Source organism: Chryseobacterium proteolyticum, assembly GCF_046591535.1.
Classification (GTDB): Bacteria; Bacteroidota; Bacteroidia; order Flavobacteriales; family Weeksellaceae; genus Chryseobacterium; species Chryseobacterium proteolyticum.
This window is the reverse complement of the sequence record NZ_JBJLWK010000002.1, coordinates 12,902-39,285: the sequence shown is the minus strand read 5'-3', so window position 1 is coordinate 39,285 and position 26,384 is coordinate 12,902. Positions and strand designations below refer to the sequence as shown.

Annotated in this window: 24 protein-coding genes; 19 read left to right on the top strand and 5 right to left on the bottom strand. The window is 36.4% G+C overall.

Features of this window, described 5'->3' with window-relative positions; genetic code table 11:
- The 4 genes from ACJ5H0_RS06035 (at nucleotide 1) to ACJ5H0_RS06020 (ending at nucleotide 5,692) form a co-directional block, all read left to right on the top strand.
- Nucleotides 1–3,618, top strand: coding sequence for a DUF6443 domain-containing protein (locus tag ACJ5H0_RS06035; RefSeq protein ID WP_411248136.1), 3,618 nt, complete (start codon nucleotides 1–3; stop codon nucleotides 3,616–3,618).
- Nucleotides 3,618–4,022, top strand: coding sequence for a hypothetical protein (locus tag ACJ5H0_RS06030; RefSeq protein WP_411248134.1), 405 nt, complete (start codon nucleotides 3,618–3,620; stop codon nucleotides 4,020–4,022). Before ACJ5H0_RS06035 ends, ACJ5H0_RS06030 begins: the two co-directional genes overlap by 1 nt.
- A gap of 361 nt (nucleotides 4,023–4,383) precedes the next feature.
- A complete protein-coding gene (locus ACJ5H0_RS06025; RefSeq protein WP_411248132.1) occupies nucleotides 4,384–4,704 on the top strand; it encodes a hypothetical protein in 321 nt (106 codons plus the stop codon).
- A 424-nt stretch (nucleotides 4,705–5,128) separates the two neighbouring features.
- Complete coding sequence (locus ACJ5H0_RS06020) at nucleotides 5,129–5,692, top strand: hypothetical protein (protein ID WP_411248130.1); 564 nt, start codon at nucleotides 5,129–5,131, stop codon at nucleotides 5,690–5,692.
- Between the two features lie 217 nt (nucleotides 5,693–5,909).
- Here the strand turns inward: ACJ5H0_RS06020 and ACJ5H0_RS06015 are convergent, their stop codons facing one another.
- Nucleotides 5,910–6,071: a hypothetical protein gene (locus ACJ5H0_RS06015; protein WP_411248128.1), complete on the bottom strand. Its 162-nt coding sequence runs from the start codon at nucleotides 6,069–6,071 to the stop codon at nucleotides 5,910–5,912.
- Between the two features lie 216 nt (nucleotides 6,072–6,287).
- Between ACJ5H0_RS06015 and ACJ5H0_RS06010 the strand changes: the two genes are divergently transcribed.
- The 5 genes from ACJ5H0_RS06010 to ACJ5H0_RS05990 all read left to right on the top strand — a co-directional run bounded on the left by ACJ5H0_RS06010 (nucleotide 6,288) and on the right by ACJ5H0_RS05990 (nucleotide 12,051).
- The gene (locus ACJ5H0_RS06010) at nucleotides 6,288–6,824 is read left to right on the top strand and encodes a hypothetical protein (RefSeq protein ID WP_411248126.1); all 537 of its coding nucleotides are present in this window, start codon (nucleotides 6,288–6,290) and stop codon (nucleotides 6,822–6,824) included.
- 385 nt (nucleotides 6,825–7,209) lie between these two features.
- Nucleotides 7,210–9,093, top strand: coding sequence for a PIG-L family deacetylase (locus tag ACJ5H0_RS06005; RefSeq protein WP_411248124.1), 1,884 nt, complete (start codon nucleotides 7,210–7,212; stop codon nucleotides 9,091–9,093).
- Nucleotides 9,068–9,715, top strand: a complete 648-nt coding sequence (locus tag ACJ5H0_RS06000) for a hypothetical protein (protein ID WP_411248122.1) — start codon at nucleotides 9,068–9,070, stop codon at nucleotides 9,713–9,715. The genes ACJ5H0_RS06005 and ACJ5H0_RS06000 overlap by 26 nt, the downstream gene beginning before the upstream one ends.
- Before the next feature lie 100 nt (nucleotides 9,716–9,815).
- The gene (locus ACJ5H0_RS05995; RefSeq protein ID WP_411248120.1) at nucleotides 9,816–11,507 is read left to right on the top strand and encodes a sodium:solute symporter family protein; all 1,692 of its coding nucleotides are present in this window, start codon (nucleotides 9,816–9,818) and stop codon (nucleotides 11,505–11,507) included.
- Nucleotides 11,508–11,532: 25 nt separating this feature from the next.
- A complete protein-coding gene (locus tag ACJ5H0_RS05990) occupies nucleotides 11,533–12,051 on the top strand; it encodes a DUF2911 domain-containing protein (protein WP_172279045.1) in 519 nt (172 codons plus the stop codon).
- A gap of 319 nt (nucleotides 12,052–12,370) precedes the next feature.
- Here ACJ5H0_RS05990 and ACJ5H0_RS05985 read toward each other — a convergent pair whose 3' ends face one another.
- From ACJ5H0_RS05985 to ACJ5H0_RS05970, 4 genes are all read right to left on the bottom strand, one after another.
- Entirely contained in the window at nucleotides 12,371–12,793 is a 423-nt protein-coding gene (locus ACJ5H0_RS05985; RefSeq protein WP_411248118.1) for a hypothetical protein, read from the bottom strand.
- Between the two features lie 680 nt (nucleotides 12,794–13,473).
- Entirely contained in the window at nucleotides 13,474–13,923 is a 450-nt protein-coding gene (locus ACJ5H0_RS05980) for an SRPBCC family protein (RefSeq protein WP_273648396.1), read from the bottom strand.
- 57 nt (nucleotides 13,924–13,980) lie between these two features.
- On the bottom strand, nucleotides 13,981–14,394 hold the full coding sequence (locus ACJ5H0_RS05975) for a DoxX family protein (RefSeq protein WP_411248116.1): 414 nt from the start codon (nucleotides 14,392–14,394) through the stop codon (nucleotides 13,981–13,983).
- Between the two features lie 20 nt (nucleotides 14,395–14,414).
- On the bottom strand, nucleotides 14,415–14,840 hold the full coding sequence (locus ACJ5H0_RS05970; protein ID WP_411248114.1) for an SRPBCC family protein: 426 nt from the start codon (nucleotides 14,838–14,840) through the stop codon (nucleotides 14,415–14,417).
- A gap of 133 nt (nucleotides 14,841–14,973) precedes the next feature.
- Between ACJ5H0_RS05970 and ACJ5H0_RS05965 the strand changes: the two genes are divergently transcribed.
- The 10 genes from ACJ5H0_RS05965 to ACJ5H0_RS05920 all read left to right on the top strand — a co-directional run bounded on the left by ACJ5H0_RS05965 (nucleotide 14,974) and on the right by ACJ5H0_RS05920 (nucleotide 26,367).
- Nucleotides 14,974–15,942 (top strand): GlxA family transcriptional regulator, encoded by a 969-nt coding sequence (locus tag ACJ5H0_RS05965; protein WP_411248112.1) that lies wholly within the window; start codon nucleotides 14,974–14,976, stop codon nucleotides 15,940–15,942.
- Between the two features lie 268 nt (nucleotides 15,943–16,210).
- On the top strand, nucleotides 16,211–16,753 hold the full coding sequence (locus tag ACJ5H0_RS05960; RefSeq protein ID WP_411248110.1) for a peptidoglycan-binding protein LysM: 543 nt from the start codon (nucleotides 16,211–16,213) through the stop codon (nucleotides 16,751–16,753).
- Nucleotides 16,754–16,955: 202 nt separating this feature from the next.
- Entirely contained in the window at nucleotides 16,956–17,501 is a 546-nt protein-coding gene (locus ACJ5H0_RS05955) for a peptidoglycan-binding protein LysM (protein ID WP_172279031.1), read from the top strand.
- A 452-nt stretch (nucleotides 17,502–17,953) separates the two neighbouring features.
- Complete coding sequence (locus ACJ5H0_RS05950; protein WP_411248108.1) at nucleotides 17,954–18,457, top strand: peptidoglycan-binding protein LysM; 504 nt, start codon at nucleotides 17,954–17,956, stop codon at nucleotides 18,455–18,457.
- A 242-nt stretch (nucleotides 18,458–18,699) separates the two neighbouring features.
- The gene (locus ACJ5H0_RS05945; RefSeq protein WP_411248106.1) at nucleotides 18,700–19,245 is read left to right on the top strand and encodes a peptidoglycan-binding protein LysM; all 546 of its coding nucleotides are present in this window, start codon (nucleotides 18,700–18,702) and stop codon (nucleotides 19,243–19,245) included.
- Between the two features lie 80 nt (nucleotides 19,246–19,325).
- Nucleotides 19,326–20,126 (top strand): fimbrial biogenesis chaperone, encoded by an 801-nt coding sequence (locus ACJ5H0_RS05940; protein WP_411248104.1) that lies wholly within the window; start codon nucleotides 19,326–19,328, stop codon nucleotides 20,124–20,126.
- 9 nt (nucleotides 20,127–20,135) lie between these two features.
- Nucleotides 20,136–22,940 (top strand): hypothetical protein, encoded by a 2,805-nt coding sequence (locus ACJ5H0_RS05935; protein ID WP_411248103.1) that lies wholly within the window; start codon nucleotides 20,136–20,138, stop codon nucleotides 22,938–22,940.
- A 10-nt stretch (nucleotides 22,941–22,950) separates the two neighbouring features.
- Complete coding sequence (locus tag ACJ5H0_RS05930) at nucleotides 22,951–24,384, top strand: hypothetical protein (protein ID WP_411248100.1); 1,434 nt, start codon at nucleotides 22,951–22,953, stop codon at nucleotides 24,382–24,384.
- 604 nt (nucleotides 24,385–24,988) lie between these two features.
- On the top strand, nucleotides 24,989–25,723 hold the full coding sequence (locus ACJ5H0_RS05925) for a sensor histidine kinase (protein ID WP_345987778.1): 735 nt from the start codon (nucleotides 24,989–24,991) through the stop codon (nucleotides 25,721–25,723).
- Nucleotides 25,723–26,367 carry a response regulator gene (locus ACJ5H0_RS05920; RefSeq protein ID WP_273648385.1) on the top strand — a complete coding sequence of 215 codons (645 nt, stop codon included), beginning with the start codon at nucleotides 25,723–25,725 and terminating at the stop codon, nucleotides 26,365–26,367. The genes ACJ5H0_RS05925 and ACJ5H0_RS05920 overlap by 1 nt, the downstream gene beginning before the upstream one ends.
- Nucleotides 26,368–26,384 lie beyond the last annotated feature (17 nt).

The following is a 26,384-nucleotide window of genomic DNA, read 5'->3' as shown; positions in this document are numbered from 1 at the left end:
ATGAAAAAGATAAAGCAAATAATATCTGTAAGTGCTGTACTTGCAGTTAGTTTAGCACATGCCCAGCTTTCTCCAACGGAAAACTATGTATATTCAAAGACCATTCTTGATTATGATACCAATAATCAACAAACCAAAACCTCAGAAACGGTTCAGTATTTTGATGGACTGGGAAGACCTAAGCAGGTTATAAATATAAAAGCATCTCCAACAGGAAAAGATGTAGTCATCCCTATTGAATATGATGGCTTCGGAAGACAGGTAAAAGATTATTTACCTATTCCCCAAGGTCAGACCTTAAACGGAGGTATTGTTTCAAATCCTTTAGCCAATGTAATAAATACTCCTTACGGACAAGAGAAGATCTATGCTGAAAAGACATTGGAAAACTCTCCTTTGGATAGACTTCTTGAACAAAAACAAGTAGGAACAGCGTGGAGTGATAAGCCTGTAAGGTTTGAATATGGAACCAATGTAGCCTCGGAAGTTAAAAAGTATGTAACTGTAACTAATTGGGTAAATGGAACTACATCCTCTACAATGACTTCCTCCACGGCTACTTATGCTGCAAATCAACTTTATAAAAATACTGTAACTGATGAAGATGGCAATAAGACCATAGAGTTTAAGAATGGAAAAGGTCAGACTATTCTGGTAAGAAAAGTCATTAATGCTACGGACAATGCAGATACTTATTATGTTTACAACGAATTTGATCAGTTAGCTTTTGTCATTCCTCCTAAAGCCTCTGTCGTTGCTAATGTAAATACTACGGTGAGTGACCTATGTTATATTTACCGGTATGATGGAAGAAACAGACTTGCTTTAAAAAAGCTTCCTGGTAAAGCATGGGAATATATGGTGTATGATAAGCAGGATCGACTGATCATGACCCAGGATGCTGTAATGGGAGCTAATAAACAGTGGCTTTTTACCAAGTATGACCAGTTTGGAAGAGTTGCTTACACAGGAATATATACATCAGCTCAAGTTTATGGACCTCCGGGTAGAGAAACTGAGCAAGCAAAGGCTGATGCTGTGGGAAGTAACAATGTAGCGAGAACTGCTTCCGTAGGATTTATTGTGGGAGGTCGGGGAGCTTATTACAGTAATAATGCTTCAAGTTATCCTAATACCATTACCACCCTTTTAAGCATCAATTATTACGATACCTATCCTGTATACAGTTTCAATCCAACATTTCCAACCAGTATTTTTGGAGTTCCTGTTATAACAGATAGCTCCACATCAAATGCAGTGAGTACCAAAAGTCTTCCTGTGATGAGGCTGGTTAAAAATATAGAAGATGACAACTGGACCAGTAATTATACCTATTATGACAGCAAAGGAAGAGTGGTAGGAACTTATACCGTTAATCATCTGGGAGGATATACCAAAACGGAAACTTTACTAGACTTTGCAGGTACTCCACAGAAAGCGATCACAACTCATATGAGAAAACCGGGTGAAGCAAGTGTTAGCATCAATGAGCGTTTTGTTTATGATAATGGAAACAGGCTAAAACAACATTATCATCAGGTAGATAGCAACCCCGAAGAATTATTAACGGACAATACCTATAATGAACTTTCACAGTTAAGCAATAAAAAAGTAGGAAACAATCTCCAAAGTATTGATTACAATTACAATATCAGGGGTTGGCTGACAGATATCAATAAAAACCAGATGTCTGTGGCTGATTTAGGCGGGAAGCTTTTTGCTTATAGAATCAAATACAATCAGAAAGAAGGAATTACAAATCCGGACCCAATCTTATTCTCCGGAAAAAATGTTGAGGCAAAATACAATGGGAATATTGCAGAAGTAGATTGGAGGGCAGTGGAAACAATCGGAGCCAATCCTTCTCTTACTCCTAAGAGGTACGGATATGTTTATGATAAGCTAAACAGGCTAACAGCAGGATATTATCAAAACCCAAATAACCCCAACAGCAAAGAAAATATAGAATCTTTATCGTATGATTTGAATGGAAATATCACCAATCTTTATAGAACCTCAGTTTTGCAAGGGACAATTGCCACAAAAATTGATGATTTAGAATATACTTATGCAGGAAACCGGGCCACTACTATAAAAGATAACAGTGGTAACAAGACTGGTTATGAAGGAACATCAGGACTTCCTATAGGATATGATGTTAATGGTAATATGATCAATATGGCAGATAAACAAATCAATGGAATAGTGTATAATTATTTAAATCTGCCCAATGCAATATCTGTTGGTTCAAGTCAGGCATATACTGATATTACGACCAAGTACGGATCAGATGGGACAAAGCTAAGAAAACAAGTCGTAAAAACACTTGTTGGAATAACAAGCACTACTTCTTCTACGGAAACTACTGATTATCTTGATGGATTTCAATATATAAATGTAACGGGATCCGGAAATAATGGAGGAAGCACGGAAATGTTTGCTGCTAATCTGGAAACGAGTAGGGCTTTGGAAATGGAGGCATATTCTGCTGAGACTTTAAATGTTGTTCCCGGTTTAGGAGCAAAGAATCCTGAGCTTCAGTTTTTCCCAACCACAGAAGGATTTTATGATTATGGAAAAGATCAGTATATTTACCAGTACAAAGATCATTTAGGAAATGTAAGGATAAGTTTCACAAGAAACAGCACAGGCGCTCTTGAGATTACAGATGCCAATGATTATTATCCATTTGGGATGAATCATTTAAAAACGGGATTCTCCTTTTTTAGTCCAAGTGCTTATAAGAATTACAAGTACAATTGTAAGGAACTGCAAGAGACGGGTATGTATGACTATGGAGCGAGGATGTATATGCCGGATATCGGAAGATGGGGTGTTGTGGATCCGCTAGCAGAAACTTCCAGACGTTGGTCTACATATGCCTACGCATATAACAACTCTATAATGTTTGTTGACCCTGATGGAAGGCAAAATACAGATTGGTATCAAAAGCAGAAAGATGGAACTTATAAAAATATCAAAAAATCTACAGATTTAGTAATACTTGATGAGAAAGGTAAAAAAGTTCCTACATTTACTTCTGCAGGTCCACTTGGGGGATATAATGAAGATTATGCGGAAGGTGTAAATGAGGCGAGAAATCAAGGGGTAATTTCTGAAAGTGATGCTAAAGAAGCAAGTAATATTGCTACAATATACGGGATAGAGAAAGGAGGAGAAGGCACTGCAGGGGCAATTGCAGGAGCAGAGGGACTCTATAGTTTACTTAAAAACCCTAAAGGAGCTTGGGAAGCTCTCAAGTCCCTTAAATCATTGTTTTCCTCAGGAGGAAAAGCTTCATCACTTGCTTTAGAAATTTCAGCATCTGCAGAAGCTAATGGAATCAAAAGCGCTCAAAAATCAATTAATCCAAGTATTGTGGCTAATTATTATGAGCAAATGGTAGGTGGAACTTATAAATCGACAGGTGGAGCAGGTTACATTTATGAAGGAAAATATATCTTGACAGATGGTAATCATAGAATGAATGCAGCTCTACAATATGGACTGAAAACGGGTAATTTTAAATATGTAGAAGAAATTATTACGAAAGGTAATTTTCATCGTGCAAACCCGAGTAACTATGGAATTAAAATCTATAAATTACCCACAAAATAATGAACAGTAAACTATCAAAAATAAACTTTCAAGAATTACAGAATTTAAAAAATAAAGAAGAATACATTTTTATAAACTTTGATTATTTATATTCTATTAAAATAATACCTTTCTTTGAAAAAATAGAAATCAATGAAAGAAATTCTCTGATTGATTATTTCTTTCATTTAACAAATACAAACATTAGAATTGATGATCTTTTAGGGAAATTACATGTTATTCTACTTAAAATCTTAGTTGATGGAGAGAAAAACCTTATAATTAATAGTATTGGTTTGTCTGAAAATTCAATAGAATTTTTAATAGATAACATGAAGAAAATATTAGATAATTTTGAAAATAAAAATCTAATTGTTATAGAGAACAATTCCCATGAACCTTTTAAATTCAATTATTCTAATTAAATTCTGAAAAATGATAAAGCCACCTAATTTGGTGGCTTTTATATTACATAACTGATTCCCCCCCTTGCTGGTGCGAGCGTCACGCTCGTGCCCGAATAAAGATTAACAATCTATATATAAATCCGAGAAGGTACATTTTCTCGGATTTTTATTTTTAGTATTTAAGATTAATGGACCTGAAAGTAGCTTTGTACCAGAAATATACAAATGGAAATAAGGTAGTGTAAGAAACTACTGTAATGATGACCAGAAAATTCTGGAAATAGATTTAAATTTGCAATTTATGAATGGGTAACGAGCGTGACGCTCGCGCCAGCGGAGGAATATATTCAAGTAACTCATTTTAATAATAATGATTAACATGCCAAAAACAATAATTGTTCCAAAGAATAAAGAAGCAGAAAATGCATTAGATTACGATACAGCTACTAAAGAACAGATAGTAGAATTAAATTTATCCGAGCAGGAATTTGAAAAATTATGGAATGAAGGTGTGTTCTCCTTAATTAATAAAGTTTCAGAATGTAATATAGATGATTATGAAGACGAACATGTCACAGATTTAGGTCTTATATCTAACACATTAATTGAGTTAAATAAAATTTTAAGTGGTTCAGAGAATATTATTAAAATGTTTGAATTTGCTCTAACATATAAGACTAGTATACATTTTTATTTTTAGGATATTAGTTAAAACCTTGGTTACCATATGAATACTTTCGTATGGTCAAGTAACATAACCATTGCTATTTTTGCAGTGGTTTTTGTGTTAATGACAATCCTTTATTGCGATGAGGGTTTTGAGACATCTTTAACCTACATTGGTTTGCTTTCATTTACCATAACAAGTGTTTTATTAATTGAGATCACATTCTTACAAAAGAATAATAAAAAAAGGATTTTGGAGGTAGTTTTTCACAAGGTTTTGTATTTTTTTCTTGGTTTTACTATGTTCTGTATTTTCTTTTTTGGAATAACAGATGTTTTTACAAACTAGGAATTTTATAGTTTTCTGATATTAAATAAATCGTAATTAACCAATATTAAAAATTAAAATAAAAAGCCTTTATCAATTCGATAATGAAGTTGTTTATTATATTGTTGATATGAAAATCAATTTAGAAGAACTCAAACAAATTATTCCCAATATTAAACTTGAAGAAGATAATAGTTACTTAATATCTTACCCATATTTTATTAATTACTTTAAATTGAAAGATAGGCTGAGTAAGCAAGATTTGATTTGTGGTGTGTTTATGATCTATGGTTGGATGCCAACGATCTTAAAAAACATAGATTGTACTGATATAGATAAGATTGTTGACTTGTTTAATAAAGCAAAGTCAAGTGATAATATTCTAACCGAAATTGAGATTGAAAACTTGAAACCTTTTACAAATAAGTCGTTGGTTGGATTATCTAAACTTCTTCATTTTATCAATCCTAATGTTTATCCTATTTGGGATAGTAAGATTTGTAAATACTTTTTTTCGAACGGTTTCTATTCTAAAATAGGTAATGTCTCAATTTATTTAGAATATGTAGATGCAATAAAAGAAACTATAAAATTTGGCTTACCAAATGATTTTGATAATTTAAGAGAACAACTGGGATATAAAATTACTGATGTAAGGCTGATTGAATTGGTTATCTTTTTAAAACCAGTTTGACAGTTGGTTTTTTATGATGGTGAGTGGTTTGTTTTAAGTTTTTTTTTTTAAAGATAGAATGAGAAGATTGTAATGAGAGTTTTGAGGCATCTATATCCCCACCGCTGGCACGAGCGTCTCGCTCGTATTGGTAGACAAAAACAAACCCTTCCAATTAGCGAGGGTTTGTTGTTATAATGCAGCAATATTTTTAATTTTTCGTGCTTGAATAAGCCATCTACAATAGAATGCAGATGTTTTTTTGGGAATCAAGCTTTTTGATGTCGCTAAAACGGTTGAGCATTGCCGGATCTTTAAAGATGTTTATTTCCTCAGTTTCTCCTAGAAGATAACTGATAGTAGTTCCTAAAATCTTCGCAATATTTTTGGCTACTTCCATAGAAGAATAGGAAGCTTTTTGCGATTTAATTTACTAATGCCATATTTTTTCTATATTTAGAAGAAGTATATAGTAAGACAATGCTGATAAACCTGATACCTCCGGACGGGGGCATGTTGTATAAAGAAACGGATATGGCTCAGTTTTTTCCTGAGCCTTTTAATGCAATAACTGCTGCATTTTTTTTTAGCCATAGCCATTTTCTGGACCATTAAATTGAAGGGTCGTTTTAAAGAATATCCTTTTTTAACCTACTGTTTAGTTTTATTGTATATTGGTGCCATAGGCGGAACTGTTTACCATTCATTCAGGCAATGGCCGGTATTTATCATGATGGATTGGATGCCCATTATGCTACTCTGTTTGTCGGCCGGATTTTATTTTATAGCAAAGAGCACCAGATGGTACTATGCTGTTGTAATGGTTCTTGTCTATGTGATCCTTATGTTGGGTTTGAGAAATTGGATTTTGGTAGATAACATTGCGCTATTTATCAACATCAATTATGCAATCATGGCTTCATTTGTGCTTTTTTCGGTACTAAGGTATTTGCTATATACAAAGTGGAAAGCCGGAAAATGGGTAGGCTTTGCTTTATTGTCGTTTGTTTTCGCACTCATTTTCCGCATTGCTGATCAATGGGGATGGTTGAGTTTCGGAACCCACTTTTTATGGCATACTTTCGGGGCGATAGCCACATTTTGCATGTTTAATTACATCTATCTTACGCAGAATACAATGAGAAAAACATAAGGAGTGTTCATTTTCTTTGAATTCTAATTTATCCATAAGTCTGTTGAAACTTAACCAAAAACCGGGGGTTCGACGTAATTAAAAGTCACAAAAGTTTATATTTTTTAAACACGCTAGTACATTTTGGAATGTGTAAAGAAGTACGGCAGAATTAAGTTCTCATAAGGTGGACATCTGTGATTTTCGATAAAATTTTAGTGTACTTTTATACATAAAGCATATAAGTTATTAATGGTTTAAAAATCTTTTGTGACTTTTAATTACGTCGAACCTTCGGTTTGTGGTTTAATAAAAATTTAAACAGTTTTTTGTGAAATTCACAGTGTGATTCTTTTAACTTTGAAAAAAGTATGATTTACTTATATTTGTCGCAAAGCAAATTTAAATGTTCAAAAAAGTAAGTACTGTATTTATTCTTGGCTTTTATACGGTTTTTTGTTCGGCCCAACAGGTTCGACCTTCCCAGTCTTCTGAAATTTACCGTGAACTCAAAACACTTAAACATCTTCCTAAAGTTTTATACCTTGCGGCTCATCCCGATGATGAAAATACGGGATTGCTCTCCTGGTTAATCAACGACCAAAATGTAGAAACTGGTTATTTGTCTTTGACAAGAGGTGATGGGGGTCAGAATTTATTAGGCACGGAGCAGGGGGCTGCATTGGGTTTAATCAGAACGCATGAGCTTTTAGAGGCAAGAAAGTTAGATGGTGCCCAACAGTTTTTTACCCGTGCGATTGATTTCGGGTTCTCTAAAAATACGACCGATACTTTCAAACAATGGGATGAAAAGACCATTATAGCGGATGTTGTTTGGGTGATCCGTCAATTCCGTCCGGATGTTATTATTTGTCGATTTCCTCCAACTGCAGCGGCAGGCCACGGACAACATGCGGCTTCGGCCGTAGTTGCAGAAAAAGCCTTCAGGCTGGCAGGTGATAAAACTGCTTTTCCGGATCAATTAAAATATGTGAATGTATGGCAACCCAAACGCGTATTGTGGAATACTTTCCGGTTTGGTGGGGTTAATACAACTTCTGAAAATCAACTGAAAGTTACTGTTGGGCAATATGATCCGCAGCTGGGAATGGGCTATGGTGAACTGGCAGGATTAAGCAGAAGCCTACATAAGAGCCAGGGAGCAGGAACACAGTCTGTAGCCGGAATCAAAACTGAATATTTTTCTCATGTTATCGGAGAGCCTGCAAAAGCAACACTTTTTGACGGAGTCGTTAAAACCTGGACCTCAAAAGGAAACGCTGACATTGACCTGGCACTAGATCAAATTATTGCCACCTTCAATTTCAATAATCCTGACCTGAGTTTACCCGCTTTGCTTGCCTTACGAAAAAAGGTTATGGCACTTCAGGATGCAGATCTGAAAAAGGATAAAATTAAATCTCTCGACCATATCATTCTGAGCTGTGCCGGATTTATGGGCGAGGTGGTGACGAATCAGGCCGAGGCCGTAGCCGGGGATCATTATAATTTCAGGTTAAATCTGATTTCAAGAGCTGCTGATCCTGTTGTTTTAGAAAATGTACAATGGTTACATCAATCAGAAAGCTTCAATAGAAAACTGTCAAAAGATTCTTTAATTACCATTCAGCATGACATTCAGATTCCTGCAGATGCAGCACTTACAGAACCATACTGGTTGGCAAAACCTCCCGCCAACGCAGCAACTTTCTCTGTTCCGAATGATACTTTAATTGGTTTGCCTGAGGCAGAGTCATCCCTGAATGTGTCGCTTGGTTTAAGAATAGGCTCGGAAAAATTTCAGGTTAAACTTCCTTTATCTTTTAAGAAATTAGATCCGGTGCGTGGCGATGTGGTCGAAGGCCTGCGTATTGTTCCAGCATTGGAACTGAAATTTATACAACCGCTGTATGTGGTTAAAGAAAATGAAGATTTGCATTTGAGTTTAAATGTTAAGGTGAATTCCAACAAAAACTTCAATAAAGGTATCCTCAATCTCATGTATAACGGAGAGCGAGTAGGTAGCGTGGATATTAGTTCGCTCAATGGAAAAGATACTACCATCGATTATGTTATTCCAAAAACGAAACTGGCTTCAATTAATTCATCCCGCTTGCAACTGGAAGCCAATTTTGTTACAGATGGAGTTACCTATAATAAAAAGCAGATATTAATTCAGTATCCGCATTTACCTTCCTTACAATATTTTGCACCTGCCACTGTAACCGTTATGAAAGGTGACATTCAGGCGAAGGTTAAAAAAAGTGGGGTATATAGAAGGTGCGGGTGATTTCATTCCTGACTTTCTACGCATTGCAGGTATCCAGGTAGACGTCCTGAAAGATGAAGATTTTTATGGCAATATAGATGAGTCTGCCGGAAACGGGAGTCAGAGCAAGCTGTCGCAATATGATGCCATCGTACTTGGGGTTCGCGCTAATAACACAGAGAAAAAGCTGGGTCGCTGGATGCCTTTTCTATGGTCTTACGTAAAAAAGGGTGGTAATCTGGTGATGCAGTATAACACCAACCAGGATACAACCGTTGATAAATTGGGGATATACAATTTCAGTATTGCCAATAAACGGGTTACCGAAGAAAATGCTGCGGTTACGTTTTTAAACCCTGATCATAAATTACTGAACTTTCCAAACAAAATTACTCCTGATGATTTTAAAGGCTGGGTGCAGGAACGTGGTGCCTATTTCCCTGCACAATGGGATGCAGCGTATGAACCACTTTTTGAAATGCACGATACCGATGAAGAGCCTCTTCAGGGATCTACTTTATATGCCAAATACGGTAAGGGTAATTTTATCTATACGCCGTTGGCATTTTTCAGACAGCTGCCTGCGGGAAATGTGGGGGCGGCACGTTTATTTTTTAATTTTTTAAGTGCACAGAAAAACTGATGAACAAACAACTTAAAAACTGGAATATCTGGTATATACTATTAGCAGTAGCATTAGTATTCCAGATCGCATTTTATTATTGGTTTACTAAATTCTGGGCATGAGTAATATAGATTGGACAGTTCTCATTTTTACACTGGTTGCAGTGGTGGTTTACGGCGTATTCATCGGCCGGGGCCAAAAAAACAACGAATCCTACCTGAAGGCAGATAATAAAATGCCGTGGTACATTGTGCTGATAGGTATTATGGCTACACAGGCTAGTGCAATTACATTTCTTTCAGCACCGGGCCAGGCCTATACGGACGGTATGCGTTTCGTTCAGTATTACTTTGGTTTGCCTTTGGCGATGATCGTTATCTGTATTACCTTCATCCCTATTTTTCAGCGCCTGAATGTGTATACGGCCTATGAATACTTAGAAAACCGTTTCGATAAGAAAACAAGGGTACTCACTTCATTGCTTTTTCTTTTTTCCAGGGGTTTGTCAACAGGAATCAGCATTTACGCGCCGAGTATCATCTTATCAAGCGTTTTAAACTGGAATATCTATTTGACCAATGTTTTAACGGGCGGCATTCTGTTGATTTATACCTATGTTGGCGGTGCAAAAGCGATCGCTCACACCCAAAAATTGCAGTTTCTCATTATTTTGGGAACAATGGCTTTTGCAGGGTACCTGCTTATCGAGAATATGCCGAACGGAATTGGTTTTAAAGATGCGCTGTATCTGGCTGGGAAATCAGGCAAGCTCAATGTCATTACCACAGAATTCGACTGGAAAGACAAATACAATATTTGGAGTGGATTGATTGGCGGTTTTTTCTTGGCTCTTTCTTACTTCGGAACGGACCAGAGTCAGGTCGGGAGGTATATTACGGCCAAAGACAATACCAATGCAAAAATGGGTTTGCTGTTGAACGGATTGGTTAAAATTCCAATGCAGTTTGCCATTCTCCTGATCGGTGCCCTGCTTTTCGCATTCTTTTCTCTGAAACCGGCTCCGATTTATTTTAATGAACGTTCTTATCAATATTTAAAGGAAACAAAACCTGAACAGACTGCGGTTTTTGAAAAAGAACATCAGGATTTGCAAATAAAATTTAACGCAGAATCAAAAGAAATTTTAAAGCTAAAAGAAACTCATTCTCCCCGGCTCAACAAAACAATTCAGGATTTTAAAAATACGCAAACTGAGGTGAAAGCATTGCACGGAAGGGTAGAGGAAGCAATTAATAAATCAAATTATAATGCAGAGAAAACGGATACGAATTACATTTTCCTGTATTTCGTAAAAAATAACCTGCCTGTAGGAATGATCGGTTTACTGTTTGCCGTCATTTTTCTGGCAAGCTGGGGTTCCATTTCTGCAGCACTGAACTCCCTTGCCGCCTGCTCATTAAAGGATGTTCATCTGATATTCAGAAAAGATATTCCTGATGAGAAAACCGAATTGAAATACAGTCGCCTGCACACTTTGGCCTGGGGCATTTTCTCCATCGGGGTAGCCATGTTTGCCACGCAAATGGGTTCGCTTATCGAAGCGGTGAATGTATTGGGTTCACTTTTCTACGGCCCGATCTTAGGGATTTTTCTGGTTGCATTTTATTATAAGAAAATCAACGGTGCGAATGTATTTATTTCTGCCATTGTATCAGAAATTACCGTAATTGCCGTTTACCAGTTGGATATCATTTCTTTCCTCTGGCTTAATGTAATCGGCGCAGCGGCAGTCGTTATATTTTCTGCAATTGGTTTAGTATTTTATAAGCCGAAAGATGTAAATTCGTAAACAACAAATAAACAAACAAATTATTATGAAAACAATGATTAAATCTGTTACTGTAGTTTTTGCTGCAATGACGCTTTCAGTAAATGCTTTTGCACAGGACACTAAAAAGCCTGCCAGCCCTCCGGCTACTGCTACAGGAAAAATTAAAGATGCCACCATTACCATAAACTATAGCAGTCCTTCTGTTAAAGGGCGTACCATCTGGGGTGGTTTAGAAGCTTACGATAAAGTTTGGCGTGCGGGAGCTAATGAAGCAACTACTTTTGAAACGGATAAAAATATTACCGTTCAGGGTAAACCGCTGCCTGCAGGGAAATACAGCTTCTTCCTGATTCCTAAAGAAAGTGGAACATGGACTGCGATTTTCAATAAAGAGCCGAAACAATGGGGTGCTTACAAATACGAACAGGCAAAAGATGCTTTACGTGTTGATGTAAAAACAAAAGCTTTACCGGCAACACAGGAAAATTTAGTGTATAAAATCAACAGTAATGGATTCACAATGGATTGGGATAAAATCTCAGTTCCTGTGGAGATCAAATAAATTGAGATACAAGAACAAAAAATCCCGGATCATCCGGGATTTTTTTTGTTTAAATTGATCGTATAACAAACATCACTATTATAAATTTCAGTGATATAGTCCTTCTTGTTTTGCAATAACTTTATAATGTGATCAATTACTTTAATTATTTTTTGGGATTACTTCAAGACCGTTTATTTTTCCAACAGGGGCAATCTTAATATGTTTATCTCCTTTGGTCACATAAAAATAATAGGTACTGTTAATATCGATCATATAGATTTCAGTTGGTCCTTCAGATTCTGAAGTGATGGTATAATTGTATTTCAGGTTTTGAGTGTCAATTCTTTTTTTTTATCATACGTCCCTGGCCTATTCCAAGACCGACAAACAATGCGAGGAGTTCAATGGATACAAGTATTGAAAAAATCGGGATCATGATTTTTTTCAGCTCATTCTTATCTGTTTCAGGGTTTATTTTATAATTTCCTAACAGCTTTTTGCTCCAGCTTTTCTCTCTATTCTTTACAAGGATTACCTGCAATAAAAAGAAAATGAGCACAACAGAAAAAATAACGATTATCAAAATCGGACTGGAGGCCATGTCAGCAATCGGACTTATAAGAATATCTGTTATGGACGAGTATTTCAAAATATTAATATCTAATTGATAAAAAAGGATACTTTCCTTTAAAAGTCCAAGAATAATAAGATATAAATATCCCAATGGCAATAATCCCTGAATTTTTTCTAAATATTTCATGCAACTAAGATATTATTTTTATGACTACAGAATGTGTAATACTTATTAATTTTTATGTTGATGATTAAGCCTCACGGAAATATTATTGATTATGTTTCTACTTATGGGATGATCAAAATACAATTCAAACGAATGATATAATCTTGCTTTCTGATGCTTATTTTTTGAGTTATACTGAAATACGAAATCGGCGAGTTTGAGGTTGGGTTTGTAAAAAATCTATCAAAGTTTAATTTGATAGATTTTATCCTTAATTTTTTTACATTTAATAAGCTACCCCCAATATCCACCGAACCCCAAAAAGATCTGTTATTTCGATGAACCGTTGTTTTTCCATCTCCGGAGAAGAACTTTCTTTATCTTTAGCAAGCCGCATTATAAGCCTAGACCGTTCGGATGCATCCTGACAGGGAAAATAAATTGCAAGTTGGTTGCCCGTTTGGTAACCTTCATCATGAACAAGGTCGGAACCATGAAGAACGATGCGTTCAGAAATTAGAGAACTACTAATCACCGGTTTATTGTAATATTGATTCAGAGGTATTTCCAATAGTTCAAAAAAAAAGTTCTCCTCCAAAACAGGATTGATAAAAGGTAAATGCTTCTTTACAGTTTCCCGTTAACGTTATGAATACTCCAAATCTTGCAGATTCATTTTGATGGTTAAGCATATAGTTACGTTAAGCATCCGGAATTTCAGGTTCCACAAGCCTTTTTAATTTTTCAAGAGACTCCTGCCAGCCCAGATAGCACATTTCTGCTGGTATTTGTTCAGGAATACCGGTTTGTTCAATTCTGATTTCTGTTCCGCACGATACTTTGCCGAATGAGACTGTAGTAGTCATTTCTCCCTGCAAAGCCGGATTATCAAAGTGCTCAATATATTTAAGAAACTGCCCTTCTCTGATCTCAGTATAGGTACCACCGAAAGAATGTCCGTTACCAGTGCTGAAATTAATAAAAGTCATTTTAAACTGTCCGCCTTCTTTAAAATCTGCCTGCTGCACAGTGCATATAAATCCATAGGGTGGAATCCAGGAAGCATAAGCTGTTACATCGGCAAATGCGCGGAAAACTTTTTCCGGAGCTGCCTGGATTATTCTGTGTAATGAAACGCTGTTGTTTGTCATTTTTTCTGATTTTAGAGGTTTGAATATATTTTAGTTTTTTTTTAATTGTCCAAAGACTTATTGTACTGAAGGGATTTTATCATAGGAAGTGGCTAATTCTTCTTTTCGGACATTCCATTTCCGCAAACGATAAGAGATCATCAGTACTGCCAAAAATACAAGTGGCATCAACATATATCCCGGATTACCGTCAACACATGCATGGCTTATAAAAGCAAATATCAGGTTAAAAGCCAGACCGGCATAGGCCCATTCTTTTATTTTATCAGGTACCTTATTAAATGATATGGCCACAATTCCTAATATCTTACAGATAATTAATGCGTAGGCAAAATAGTCCGGATACCCCAGGGCTTTTGTTCCTGCATTTACATATTCGGGTGCAAACAATAAAGTTGCAGCAGGCATAACGCCTTCCCAAAGGATCAGTACAATGGTAGCTGTCCAGAAAATTATTTTATTCTTTTTCATATTTAAGGATTTAGTAATTATTAATTATTTGATGATTCTGCATATTTTACAAAATTGTCCATAATAGCCTGCCAGCCCTGTTTCTGAAATTCGGGATCATTCTCGGTTTCAGGATCAAAGCTTGTTGTTATCAATGTTTTTCCGTTTTGTATATCGAAGATGGTAGAGGCTGTTCTTCCATCAGCCATGGTATAACTTATTTCCCTGTTTGGGTCAACCTTATCGTAAGTACCGGAGAAATCGAAACCGAAACTCCCATCCCTGGCTTCCATTCTGTTTGTAAATGTACCTCCGACTCTGAGATCATTATTACTACTGGGACAATGCCAGCTTGGGTGTGCCGAATTCCAGTTCATAATATCTTCCGGTGAATTCCACATTTTCCATACTTTTTCCACAGGAGCATTAACTTCGGCCTGTACCTGAATTTTTTGTTCGTTTTTCATTGTTTTAATTTTTTGTTGTTATTGTTATGACAAAGATCGAACAGATAATAAAAAAACGGGTGTTGTAAAAACGACAACCTAAGGGGTGGATTACGACAAAAATTATAAGTATCTTTATCACAAAATAAAAGGTATGCAGATATCAGTTTTTGTTCCTCAATATGGTACCATAGAAGCCATAACCCCGGCATTCAGGACTTTTCATACTGCGAATGAGTTTCTTTCCGTATTTGGGAAAAAGCCAATCTTTAAAGTAGAATATGTAGGATTAAATGAGTATGTTCCTGCTAATAGCGGAGAGTATACGATAAAGACAAACAGGCTCCTTCAGAACGTTACCCATACGGATCTGCTTATCATTCCTCCTACCTTTGGGGATATGGAGGAAGGCATAGCGGCAAATGCAGATGCAATTCCCTATTTCAGGAAACTTTATTTCGAAGGAACAAGCCTTGCCAGTTTATGTGTCGGAGCCTTCCTTCTTGCAGAAACAGGTCTTCTGGACGGCAGTAAATGCTCTACCCATTGGGCTTATATTAACGAGTTTAAAAATAGGTATCCGGAGATAGAAGTAGAAGACGGTGCCATTATAACAGAACATGATAATATTTACAGCAGTGGTGGAGCGAGCAGCTTATGGAACCTGATACTTTACCTAGTAGAAAAATATTCCGACAGGGAAACTGCCATTATGATCTCAAAATATTTTGCTCTGGATATAAGCAGGGATAACCAGTCGCAATTTGCCATTTTCCGTGGTCAAAGAAGCCATACGGATGAACAGATTAAAAGTGTCCAGGATTTTATAGAAGATCATTATGAAGAGAAAATGACGGTTGAAGATCTTGCTGCCTATGCCGGTATAGGACGCCGTACCTTTGAAAGAAGGTTTAAGGATGCCACAAACAATACTCCTGTAGAATACATACAGCGGGTACGCATAGAGGCTGCTAAAAAGTTTTTTGAAGCATCCCGGAAAAATGTTTCGGAAGTAATGTACGATGTAGGCTATACGGATACGAAGGCATTTCGTGATATTTTCAGAAAAATCACCGGACTTACCCCCATTGAATACCGGAATAAGTTTGCCAAAGTTTATTAAGCCATAGCATCAGGTTTTTTTACAATAAGCCTGCAAAAGGTATTGATTATAGATACAATTTCAAAAGAGATTAATTTGCTCAACGAGAAAGTTACTAGTAAGGAGTTTAAGATTATAATATGAAATAACTCTATCAGATTGAATATCTTTATGATAATACACTTAATAATGAAAAAGTCTTGGTAATGTCATATAATGTTATTAGCTTTATAATGAATTCTGAATTCTGAATGACAATATTATTACACCTCACTAAATTTATTTAATCATGAAAAAGCAAATCTTTATCGTTGCGTTGTCTCTGGGAGCAACTGCCTTAGGAACCCACCGGGCTATGGCACAAAATTCAGAGCAGGTGAGTACATCAGTCAATATTATTTTATCAGACGTTATTGCAATGGATATTGGCTCTGCTGCTTCAGAAGGTGCCGTAGATTTTAATTATGGGAGCACAAAAGATTATAATTCATCAAAAAATGTGACCGTTCCCAATAGTTTAGTCATTATTTCCTCTAAAAATTTTGATGTAAAAGTAAAATCTGAAGGGGCACACTTTGTAAATGGCGCAAACGTTATTCCTGTAGATATATTACAAGTAAAAGCGATACCAGGCGGAAGTTTGGTGGGAACTCTGAATGAAGTCACTTTATCTCCAAATGATCAGGTATTGGTGAGTAATGCAAGTTTGGGTACCAAACAGTCTTTAAATATTGCTTACTCTATTTCTGCGGAAAATGCATCCAAGGTACTTTTAGGAAAACCACAAGGAACTTATACACAAAAAATAACTTATACTGCCACTGCATTGTAATTCAATATCAATTTTAAATAGAAAAGCCCTCGATACTTTTGTAGTATCGAGGGCTTTTCATTTATCATATGAGTAAATCTTGTAGTTATTTTACTACATGAACTTCCGTTTTCCACTACAAAGAAACTTTTAGCACCACTATAAATTTGCAGTATACAAAAGATAACAATTAAGTAAAAAATAACAATAAAATATTACCACCATGAAAAAACAAATCGTAATCACAGCCTTAACTTTTGGAGCAATCATATTTGGAACTAACAATGTTCAAGCTCAAAATACAACTGCAACTACAACCGTAAACATTACCCTGAACGACGTAATATCTATTGACGCAGGAAGTACAGCCATTGGTAATACGGTTGATTTTAACTATGTTACTGCAGCAGACTATAATTCTGATCAGACGATTACTAAAGCCAACTCTTTAAAAGTAACTTCAACGAAGAACTTTAATGTTAAAGTAAAAGCAGGAGGTGCTAATTTCATGAATGGAACGAACTTAATCCCTGTCAATGTTTTGACCATCAAAGCAGCTACAGCTGCCGGAACCATGGGGGGAACAAAAAATGCTGTAGTTTTATCTGCAACGGATCAGAATTTAGTTACAAATGCCCCACTGGGAAGCGCATTAACACTGAATTTGGACTACACTATTCCAGCTGCAAAATCATCATCTTCTGATATTTTAGGTAAACCGGCCGGAACTTATACTCAAACAGTAACTTATACTGCAACAGCTTTATAAATTAATTTTTCATATTAATATTTTGTGATTTGGTGTTTCGAAGGCTTCCTCAGGAGGCCTTTGATTTTATATATATTGTACCGGTATAAATACAATTCAAAATCCGGGAATAAGTATCTGTCAGATGTAAGGTAGAATCTTTGTTTTAAATAACAATGATAACACATTTACCAACCTGTAAATATTTTTTGTGAAAACCTAAATAAAATTATACGCAAACGGTAGTTTATATTGCGACAGCCTTATAATAGAAATTACAGGAATTTATATACGCCCTCAACAATTAGAAAGTGTTGAGGGCTTTACTATTTAAGTTAAATGAATAAACCTTGTAGTTATTTTACTACATGAACTTCCGTTTTCCACTACAAGGAAACTTTTAGCACCACTATAAATTTGCAGTATACAAAAGATAACAATTAAGTAAAAAATAACAATAAAATATTACTATCATGACAAGACAAATCGTAATCACAGCCTTAACTTTTGGAGCTATCATATTTGGAACTAACAATGTTCAAGCTCAAAATACAACTGCAACTACAACCGTAAACATTACCCTGAACGACGTAATATCTATCGACGCAGGAAGTACAGCCATTGGTAACACGGTTGATTTTAACTATGTTACTGCAGCAGACTATAATTCTGATCAGACGATTACTAAAGCCAACTCTTTAAAAGTAACTTCAACGAAGAACTTTAATGTTAAAGTAAAAGCAGGGGGTGCTAATTTCATGAATGGAACGAACTTAATCCCTGTCAATGTTTTAACCATCAAAGCAGCTACAGCTGCCGGAACCATGGGGGGAACAAAAAATGCTGTAGTTTTATCTGCAACGGATCAGAATTTAGTTACAAATGCCCCACTAGGAAGCGCATTAACACTGAATCTGGACTACACCATTCCAGCTGCAAAATCATCATCTTCTGATATTTTAGGTAAACCGGCCTGAACTTATACTCAAACAGTAACTTATACTGCGACTGCTTTATAATAAAACACAATTATATATAAATATGCCCTCAATACCGGTAAAGTGTTGAGGGTTTTTTATTCAAACCAGATGAATAATACTGTAGTTATTTTACTACATCAACTTCCTCTTTCCACTACAAAGAAACTTTTATCGCCACTGTAGATTTGTAGTGTTCAAAAGAGAGCAAATAAACAAGAATAAAAATTAATAATACTACCATGACAAAACAAATCGCAATCGCAGCCTTAACTATTGGAGCAATCATGTTAGGATCTAACAATGTTCAAGCTCAAAATACAACCGCAACCACAACCGTAAACATTACCCTGAACGATGTAATCTCCATTGATGCAGGAAGTACTGCAATGGGAGGGACAGTTGCCTTTAACTATGTTACTGCAATGGACTATAATTCGGAAAAAACAGTGGCTCAGGCCTCGGCTTTGAAAATCACCTCAACGAAGAACTTTAATATAAAGGTAAAAGCAGGTGGCCCGACTTTCGTCAATGGTTTAAACTCCATCCCTGTAGATGTTTTGACAATCAAAGCCGCAGCAGCTCCTGGAAATATGGGCGGAACAAAAACTGATGTGATTTTATCAGCAGGAGAAAAAACTTTAGTAGCAAACGCTCCTCTCGGAAGCGCATTAACACTGAATCTGGACTACACCATTCCAGCTGCAAAATCATCATCTTCTGATATTTTAGGTAAACCGGCCGGAACTTATACGCAAACAGTAACTTATACAGCGACTGCTTTATAATAAAATTTTTAGTTTGTAAAGGTCCATTTTGATGCGTTTTCAGTAGTTTTGGGAATCTTTATTATTAAACTATTTACACCATGCACAAGTTCATTTATCTTTTCATTTTCTTTATCCTCGCGGGATATTCCTCACTTCTGGCACAAAGTATTTCTATGTCGCCTACACGGTTGTTTTTTACAGGTAATCCAGGTGAAAAAGTAACAAAGACAGTCACGCTTCAAAACAGCTCCGATAAGGATTATGTTTTTAATCTCAACTATAAAGATTGGGTTAGAGAAGAAGACGGAAATAAGGTTTATCTTGAAGCAGGCAGTTCAAAAGCTTCCAATGCGTCCTGGATATCTACTTTAGAAAATACTGTAACAGTTCCTGCAAAAAGTACAAAGGAAATTGTAGTAACCATGCAGATTCCTACAAATGCATCAAAGTCTGCCGTCACAAACAGCATGTTGTTTTTCACCCAACTTCCTCAGCAGGCTGATAAGGCACGTATTCAGAATGGTATTGGTATTATCACCTTATTTGAGGTGGGACTCCACATCTTTTATACTCCACCGGGTAACCACGTAAAAAGTTTGGATATTACCAATATTTCAGAAGCTAGTAATGAGAATGCAGCGAACAGAAAAGTCGCAGTAAGTATCCATAATGATGGAAACACCATCAATGATGCCACCGTTGAGTTTGAACTCACTAATACAGACAGTGGTAAGGAAATAAAATTACCCGCAATTTCCATCTCTATGCTTCCCGATACCAATCAGGTCGTTCAATTTTCCTTGCCAGAGAACATTTCAGGGAACTTCCTTGGCGTGGTTATTATCAAAATGGCAGAATCAAATGATTTACGCGTAGGAGAAAAAAACTTTAAATTTTAAAATTAAGTCTTGAAACCACAGAATGGAATACCGATATCATTGCTAAGAAGAACAATCTTATTTTTTGTAATTGTTTTTCTGCACTTTTCGTTGGCCTTTGCGCAGGAAAAGAAGGATATTCAAATCCATTTTGAAAATGACAGCGTAGCTGTTGAGAAAGGTTCTACTTTTAGCAATTTCCTGGTTATTGAGAATAAAAGTTCTGAAGAGATTACCATTCAGAATATTATACCCAAGGAAAAATATCCGGGATTGCTTTTCTATCCTAAAAATGATTTTATCTTAGGTGCGGGCCAGTCTAAAAATCTTCCTGTGAAACTGATCGCCAACGTGGATTTTATGAAACTTCGGTCCAATGAGATCCAATTCCAGATTTCGTACGTTACCCCGACGATTACCAGAACTGAAAATGCCTCTTTCTTCGTTACCAAAGGCGAGAACAAAAATATCGCAATTTATACAGCTACATATGAAAATTTCATTAACCCTGCTGTGCCCGAATCCTCAATCCTGCTGACTGTAGAAAACCAAGGGTACAGTAAACGAACCGTTAAGATTGATTTGCAATCCATTCCCGATGGTTTGGAAATGATGCCAAAGCAACAAACCGTATCTCTGGAGGGCTTAGAAAAACAAACGATTGAGATCAAAATTGCGGTCAGAAAACAGAATACAATTTATCCCGAATTTAATATTAATGCAATAGTCACAGATCTGCTTGATAATAAAATAGTAGGAAGCAACACGCTCTATCTGGTCGTTTTATCGCACAACAGACAAATTGCCCGGGGAAACGAAGCGATGGGCGGAAGTAATTTTGCGGAAATTAGTTATAATGAAAACAGTTCAGGTTTCAATTATTTTCAATTGAGAGGGAATACAGCGTTTCGGGTGACAGATAATTTGAGATCGCGTTTCAATATTAGTGCAGATTACTATCATGAAGACGGCCGTTATAACTTCTATGATACCTGGCTGGAATTGGAGAGAAAAAATACGGTATTACGGGTGGGAAATGTTAATAGCAATGATTACGATTACCCGATTTTCGGTAGAGGAGGGAAAGTTTCTACGAAATTTGGTAAAAACAATCAGATTGAAATTCTTGCGCTTGAAAATAATTATAACTTGTATGGTACTTATTTCCAACAAACAAAAGGATCTACCATGGTGGGTGCAAAATATGGTTTTGGGAATGCTAAATCTTTCAACGGGAAAGTATCCTATATTTTCGACCATGATCCGCGCTTTAACATAGATACACAGGTAGCGAATGCAGTAACTTCATTGCTAATTAATGACAAACACACCATCCGCATGGAGATGGGCCTGAGCCACGAAGAAGGTCTTTCGAATAAAGATGAAAATGCTGGAGCTTTAATGGGAGCCAATTATGAGGGGAAAATAGGGAGATGGGATATACAATCTTTCAATTCCTTTGCCACTAAAAGCTATGCAGGGATCAAGCGGGGATCTTTTTTCTCAAATCAGCGAATCGGTCACCAATTTTCCGCTTCTCAACGCGCTTTTATACAATATCAGAATTCGCAGGTAGAACCTGAGTTCCTAAGTTTCCAAAGTGAGCCAATCCAACCGGGGAATACCGCTAATTTGCGCTATTATTTCAACAGTACAGAAGCTTTGGGGTTAGGCTATCAGTTTTCTTTAAAGAAGTGGAATTTTCTACTTTCTCCAAAGGTTGAAAACCAGAAAACAGCTAATTTTTATACATCACAGGAGCTTTTTTCATACAAGTTGGAAGCCAATATAAGCACGACATTAGGTGCTCATGGATTCAACCTAACGGCGGAATATTCTTATTCAAAAGAGAACAATAAACAGGACTGGTTCAATAGTCTGAAAACAACTTTATCTTACAGATATAAATCATTTTCCCTTAACGGAACTGCCCAATGGAATGCTACCAGTGTCTTTGATTTAACTTCTTATTACAATGCAGACCGTAATTTTGCCAACTACAATGTATACGCCTCGTATAATTTCCAGATGCTCAATCATAATCTGACCGGATCTTTTTCTGCCGGAGCCTTCTATTCGGAACTTTATAAAAATTTAAACAGCAATATTACCGGTAATCTGGAATATAAGATTTCGCCTTCCTGGTCCACCACAGGTTATTTTAATCTTTCCGGTTATAAATCTACGGCTGAATATGCAAGCAGCGGCAGTTATTACCAGTTCAGGGTGGGAATTAAAAAATATTTTACCACCGCTACGGCTCTAGGAAATCATAAAGTGGCATTCCAGTTCTTTGAAGATAAAAACTATAATGGACTTCTGGAGTCCGGTGAATCGGTACTTGCTAATGAAATTGTAAAACTGGACAATTATGTAGCGATGACGGATAAGAATGGAAAAGTAGTTTTTCAGAATGTTCCTGAAGGTACTTATACCCTGAAGGTGAACGAAAGTGCGGGCTCCCGGTTGATGACGGATCCTGTCATTATGGTGCACAATAATATCAACCGCAAAGTGGGCTTGGTAAAAAACATCAGAGTAACTGGGAAATTAACGGAGATTAAACAAGCTTACGATACTGTAGAAACAGATGTAACAGGAATTGTAGTATATGCAAAAGGGGAAGATGGTAAAATTTATACCGCAGTGGTTAACCCAAAGAATGAGTTTGAGTTTTTCCTCAAAGACGGCAAGTATGATCTCTATATTGAAAATGACAAATACAGCTATACACAACCCACCCAAACCATTTTGGTGACAAAAGAAGGTTACTCAAAAACCGTGATTTTTGAATACAAGAAGAAAGACACCATCATTAAGGTGAAAAAGTTTTAAATTTAAAAGTATGAAAAAGAAGAGGGCTTTTTTAATAGGAATTTTTACTGTACTTTGCGGATCTACAGCTACGAAAGCTCAGGATGTGTACCTTTCGGTTCCTGAAAATAATATTTTTAACAGGAGCGAATTTACCTCAGTACCTACAAGAGTAATGACGAACGCCAACAGAACAAACTGGGATTATGCCTTTTTAGGGATACTCCCGACAGCTCCTACATTTACCTCTGTTTCGGGACCAACTTTTACCCACTCTTCTTCCTCGCTTACTTTACCCGCTTCCATTCTACTGTGGCAGTTGGAAAGTATGGGTGGGCAGCTGCCATATACCGGATTAACAGGTTATTTACCAGGTTTTCAGTCGTTCAGTACAAGCGCCATAAAATGGTTTGAACCACCATCGACCAGTCTTGGGGGAGGGTTCAATCGGGGAAATATCAATTTTACATTTAAAATTCCCGCTTCACAATTTACTGCCAATACCTTTCGGGCTGGGAATTACTCCATGGAAATTACTCAAAATTATAATGACTTTACACCACGTAATTTTAAAACTATTTTAGTGATTCCTTCATCTATACGATGGATTACAAACTCTTTAACAAAATACATAGAAATATCTTCTTTGAATGACTATCGCAATACGGGCACGCGGGTATGGGATTTGGGGAATACGGAAATCGCGCATACGGTCGATTTTAATTTTTGGGCAAAAGCTGCTTCCACTAACGTTCAGTTCACTTCCTCTAAAGGTGTTTCAGGAGCCAGAAATATAGCAAGCATTAAATTGGCTAGCAATGGCTCAGCTCTCACGACCAAAGCCTTATCTGCCGATTTTCAGAATTTTTCCACGGCTAATTTCAGTGTTGTAGCGGGAAACAGAAATAGCTTTATTCCAGAGCTTCATGTGTCTGCGGAAGATTTTAAAAACTATTTTTTTGAAGCTGGAACTTATACGTTTGAATTGAATTTCAATGCCAGAAGCATAGATAGCTCAATCAATAGTTTACAAAATACGGCTGTTCAGATAAAGGTGCTCCCTCTGTCGGAAATTACCATTCCCAGTTCCGGCCGAAATGTAAATTTCAATTTTAATACCGCTGCCCATTACACCAATGGTCAGTCACAAATGGTTCCAAACCAAATTATGCTTTCCAACAATGAAAATTTCGAGCTCTATGTTAAATCGGACGAAAATTATTTCAAGAAAGGTGGCCTCCAGACCGATATCAATTCCAACATATTACAAATAGGCGTAGATGGAAGTTCTGTAAATGTTCCCTTATCCAAAACTCCTCAAAAAATACTTTTTAACGGAGCACCGGTTTTGGACCGGGGATTGAACATAAGATACACCATACCACCTGCGGGCGCTCAAAGTTTAGTAGGAAAGGAAAATACCACTTACTCTATCAATGTTTATTATAGCTTTACGGCAATTTAACAATACTTTAGAGTAGTCAATATTTTAGAATTTCAACTTCAATTTCATCTCTTGTTTTCAATGCCGGCGGAATTCCTTAAAAAGCTCCATAGACATAAATAAGCTTTATACCTTCAAATAATTCTTTTTGTAAGTATTTCATTCCAATATTTCATGGCTGAGGGTCAATTATAGCGGTTGGTCCAAACACAAAACTGTCCAGGATTCCCAATATATTTTGGTGTCTGGCTATCAATTATTGCCGCTTCGGGCACCTATTTTTAATTTGCATCATTTGGCTAGATTCGATCAGTAATCTGATGATATTGTCGCATGCTCCATCTTTTACCTTTTCCGGTAGTGCCGGTAAACGGTTTTACAGAATAGAAACTCTGCCGAAATTTCACGTCATGCAAAGCAAGTTTTAGTTAATAAAATAATGCATTTATTGTTTTCAAATAGATACTATTTCATTTTTCTTTTTACTAATATGATATTTTTTATAACTTGCTAACTCCTGGAAGAAAGGGCTGAACTGTATTTTTTAATCATATTGAAACAATATACCTTTCTGCCTTCTTCAAAAAAGTAATTCAAAAGCTTCTAAAACTGTGATACTTAATTTATGAATGATTTTATCAACGAACTACAATTGAAAATTGAAAGACTCGAAAACGAAATCAATTTTAAGAACGGACTGATCTCGATATTGTCTCATGACTCAAAAGAACTTTTTGGAACCTTTCTGTGGCTGATAGAGGAGCTAGAGCAGAAGACCATAAGTGAGGAAGATTTTTTTAAGTTGTTGCCGCAGGTAAAAAAAGATGCCCAGAAGAATCTGCAAACTATCCAGGACAGCGTTGCCTGGCTAAAAACGCAATACGGGGAATTTAAGATTAGACCCGTTAAAATTATGGTGATAGATCTTTTTCACTATTTAAAAGAAAAATACGCTGCTAAATTAAAAGAAAAAAATATTCAATTTTATTTTAAGGGAGATCATAACGCGTTTCTTACAAGCGACCGCCTGTTGATCGAATACGTTTTAGATAAAATTTTTAACAATGCGGTAAAATATTCCTTTCCGGGACAGGATGTTTATTTACAGGTAATTACAGAGAGTGATCAGGTTGTGCTTTCTGTAATTGATTCCGGAATGGGAATCAATGAAAAGTATTTACCTGCGATCTATACGTATGGTAATCCTATATTCCTGGGGACTGCTGGCGAGAAAGGAGCTGGGTTAAGTTTGAAAATTGTAAAAAATTTTATATCCTTGCTGCATGGAAACATCCAAATCATTTCCACTGAAGATAATGGCACTACGGTTTCCCTTTTTTTACATAAATTTATAGAATAATGGGTTTAAAAGTAAACATTCGTATTGTAGTAGCAGATGATCATGGTATTGTTCGGATGGGCTTGATACAAACGATCAAACGATTGATTCCCGATGCCATCATTTCAGAAGTAGAGGATTATAAATCGCTGTACAAATTAATTCTGAATGAAAAGCTGGATCTGGCCATTATGGATGTTAATATGCCTAATGGTACTGTTCAGGAAGCAATAGATTACATAAAGATTCACCAGCCTGAATTAAAAACTCTAATATTTTCTTCACAGGATGAAGAGCTGTATGGGATGCGCTATCTAAAAATGGGGGCAGGAGGCTATCTAAGCAAGCTGAGTTCCGCTGAAGTAATTGAGACCGCTTTAACGGCGATGGTCAGTAAAGGCCGATATATCAGTGATAATATAAAAGAAGCGATTTTTTTTGAATCATTAACCGGCTCAGGAAAAAATTCTCCCCTTGAAGCACTATCAGACCGGGAATTGCAAATTGCCAATAAACTTGCAGAAGGCCTTCCCCTTAAAGAAATTTCTAATCAGTTGAATCTCCATTCATCAACGATCAGTACGTATAAAAACAGGTTGTTTGAGAAGCTGAAGATACGATCTATACCTGAATTGGTGGAAATTCTCAGGCTATATAATCAGTAAATATTCTATCATAAATT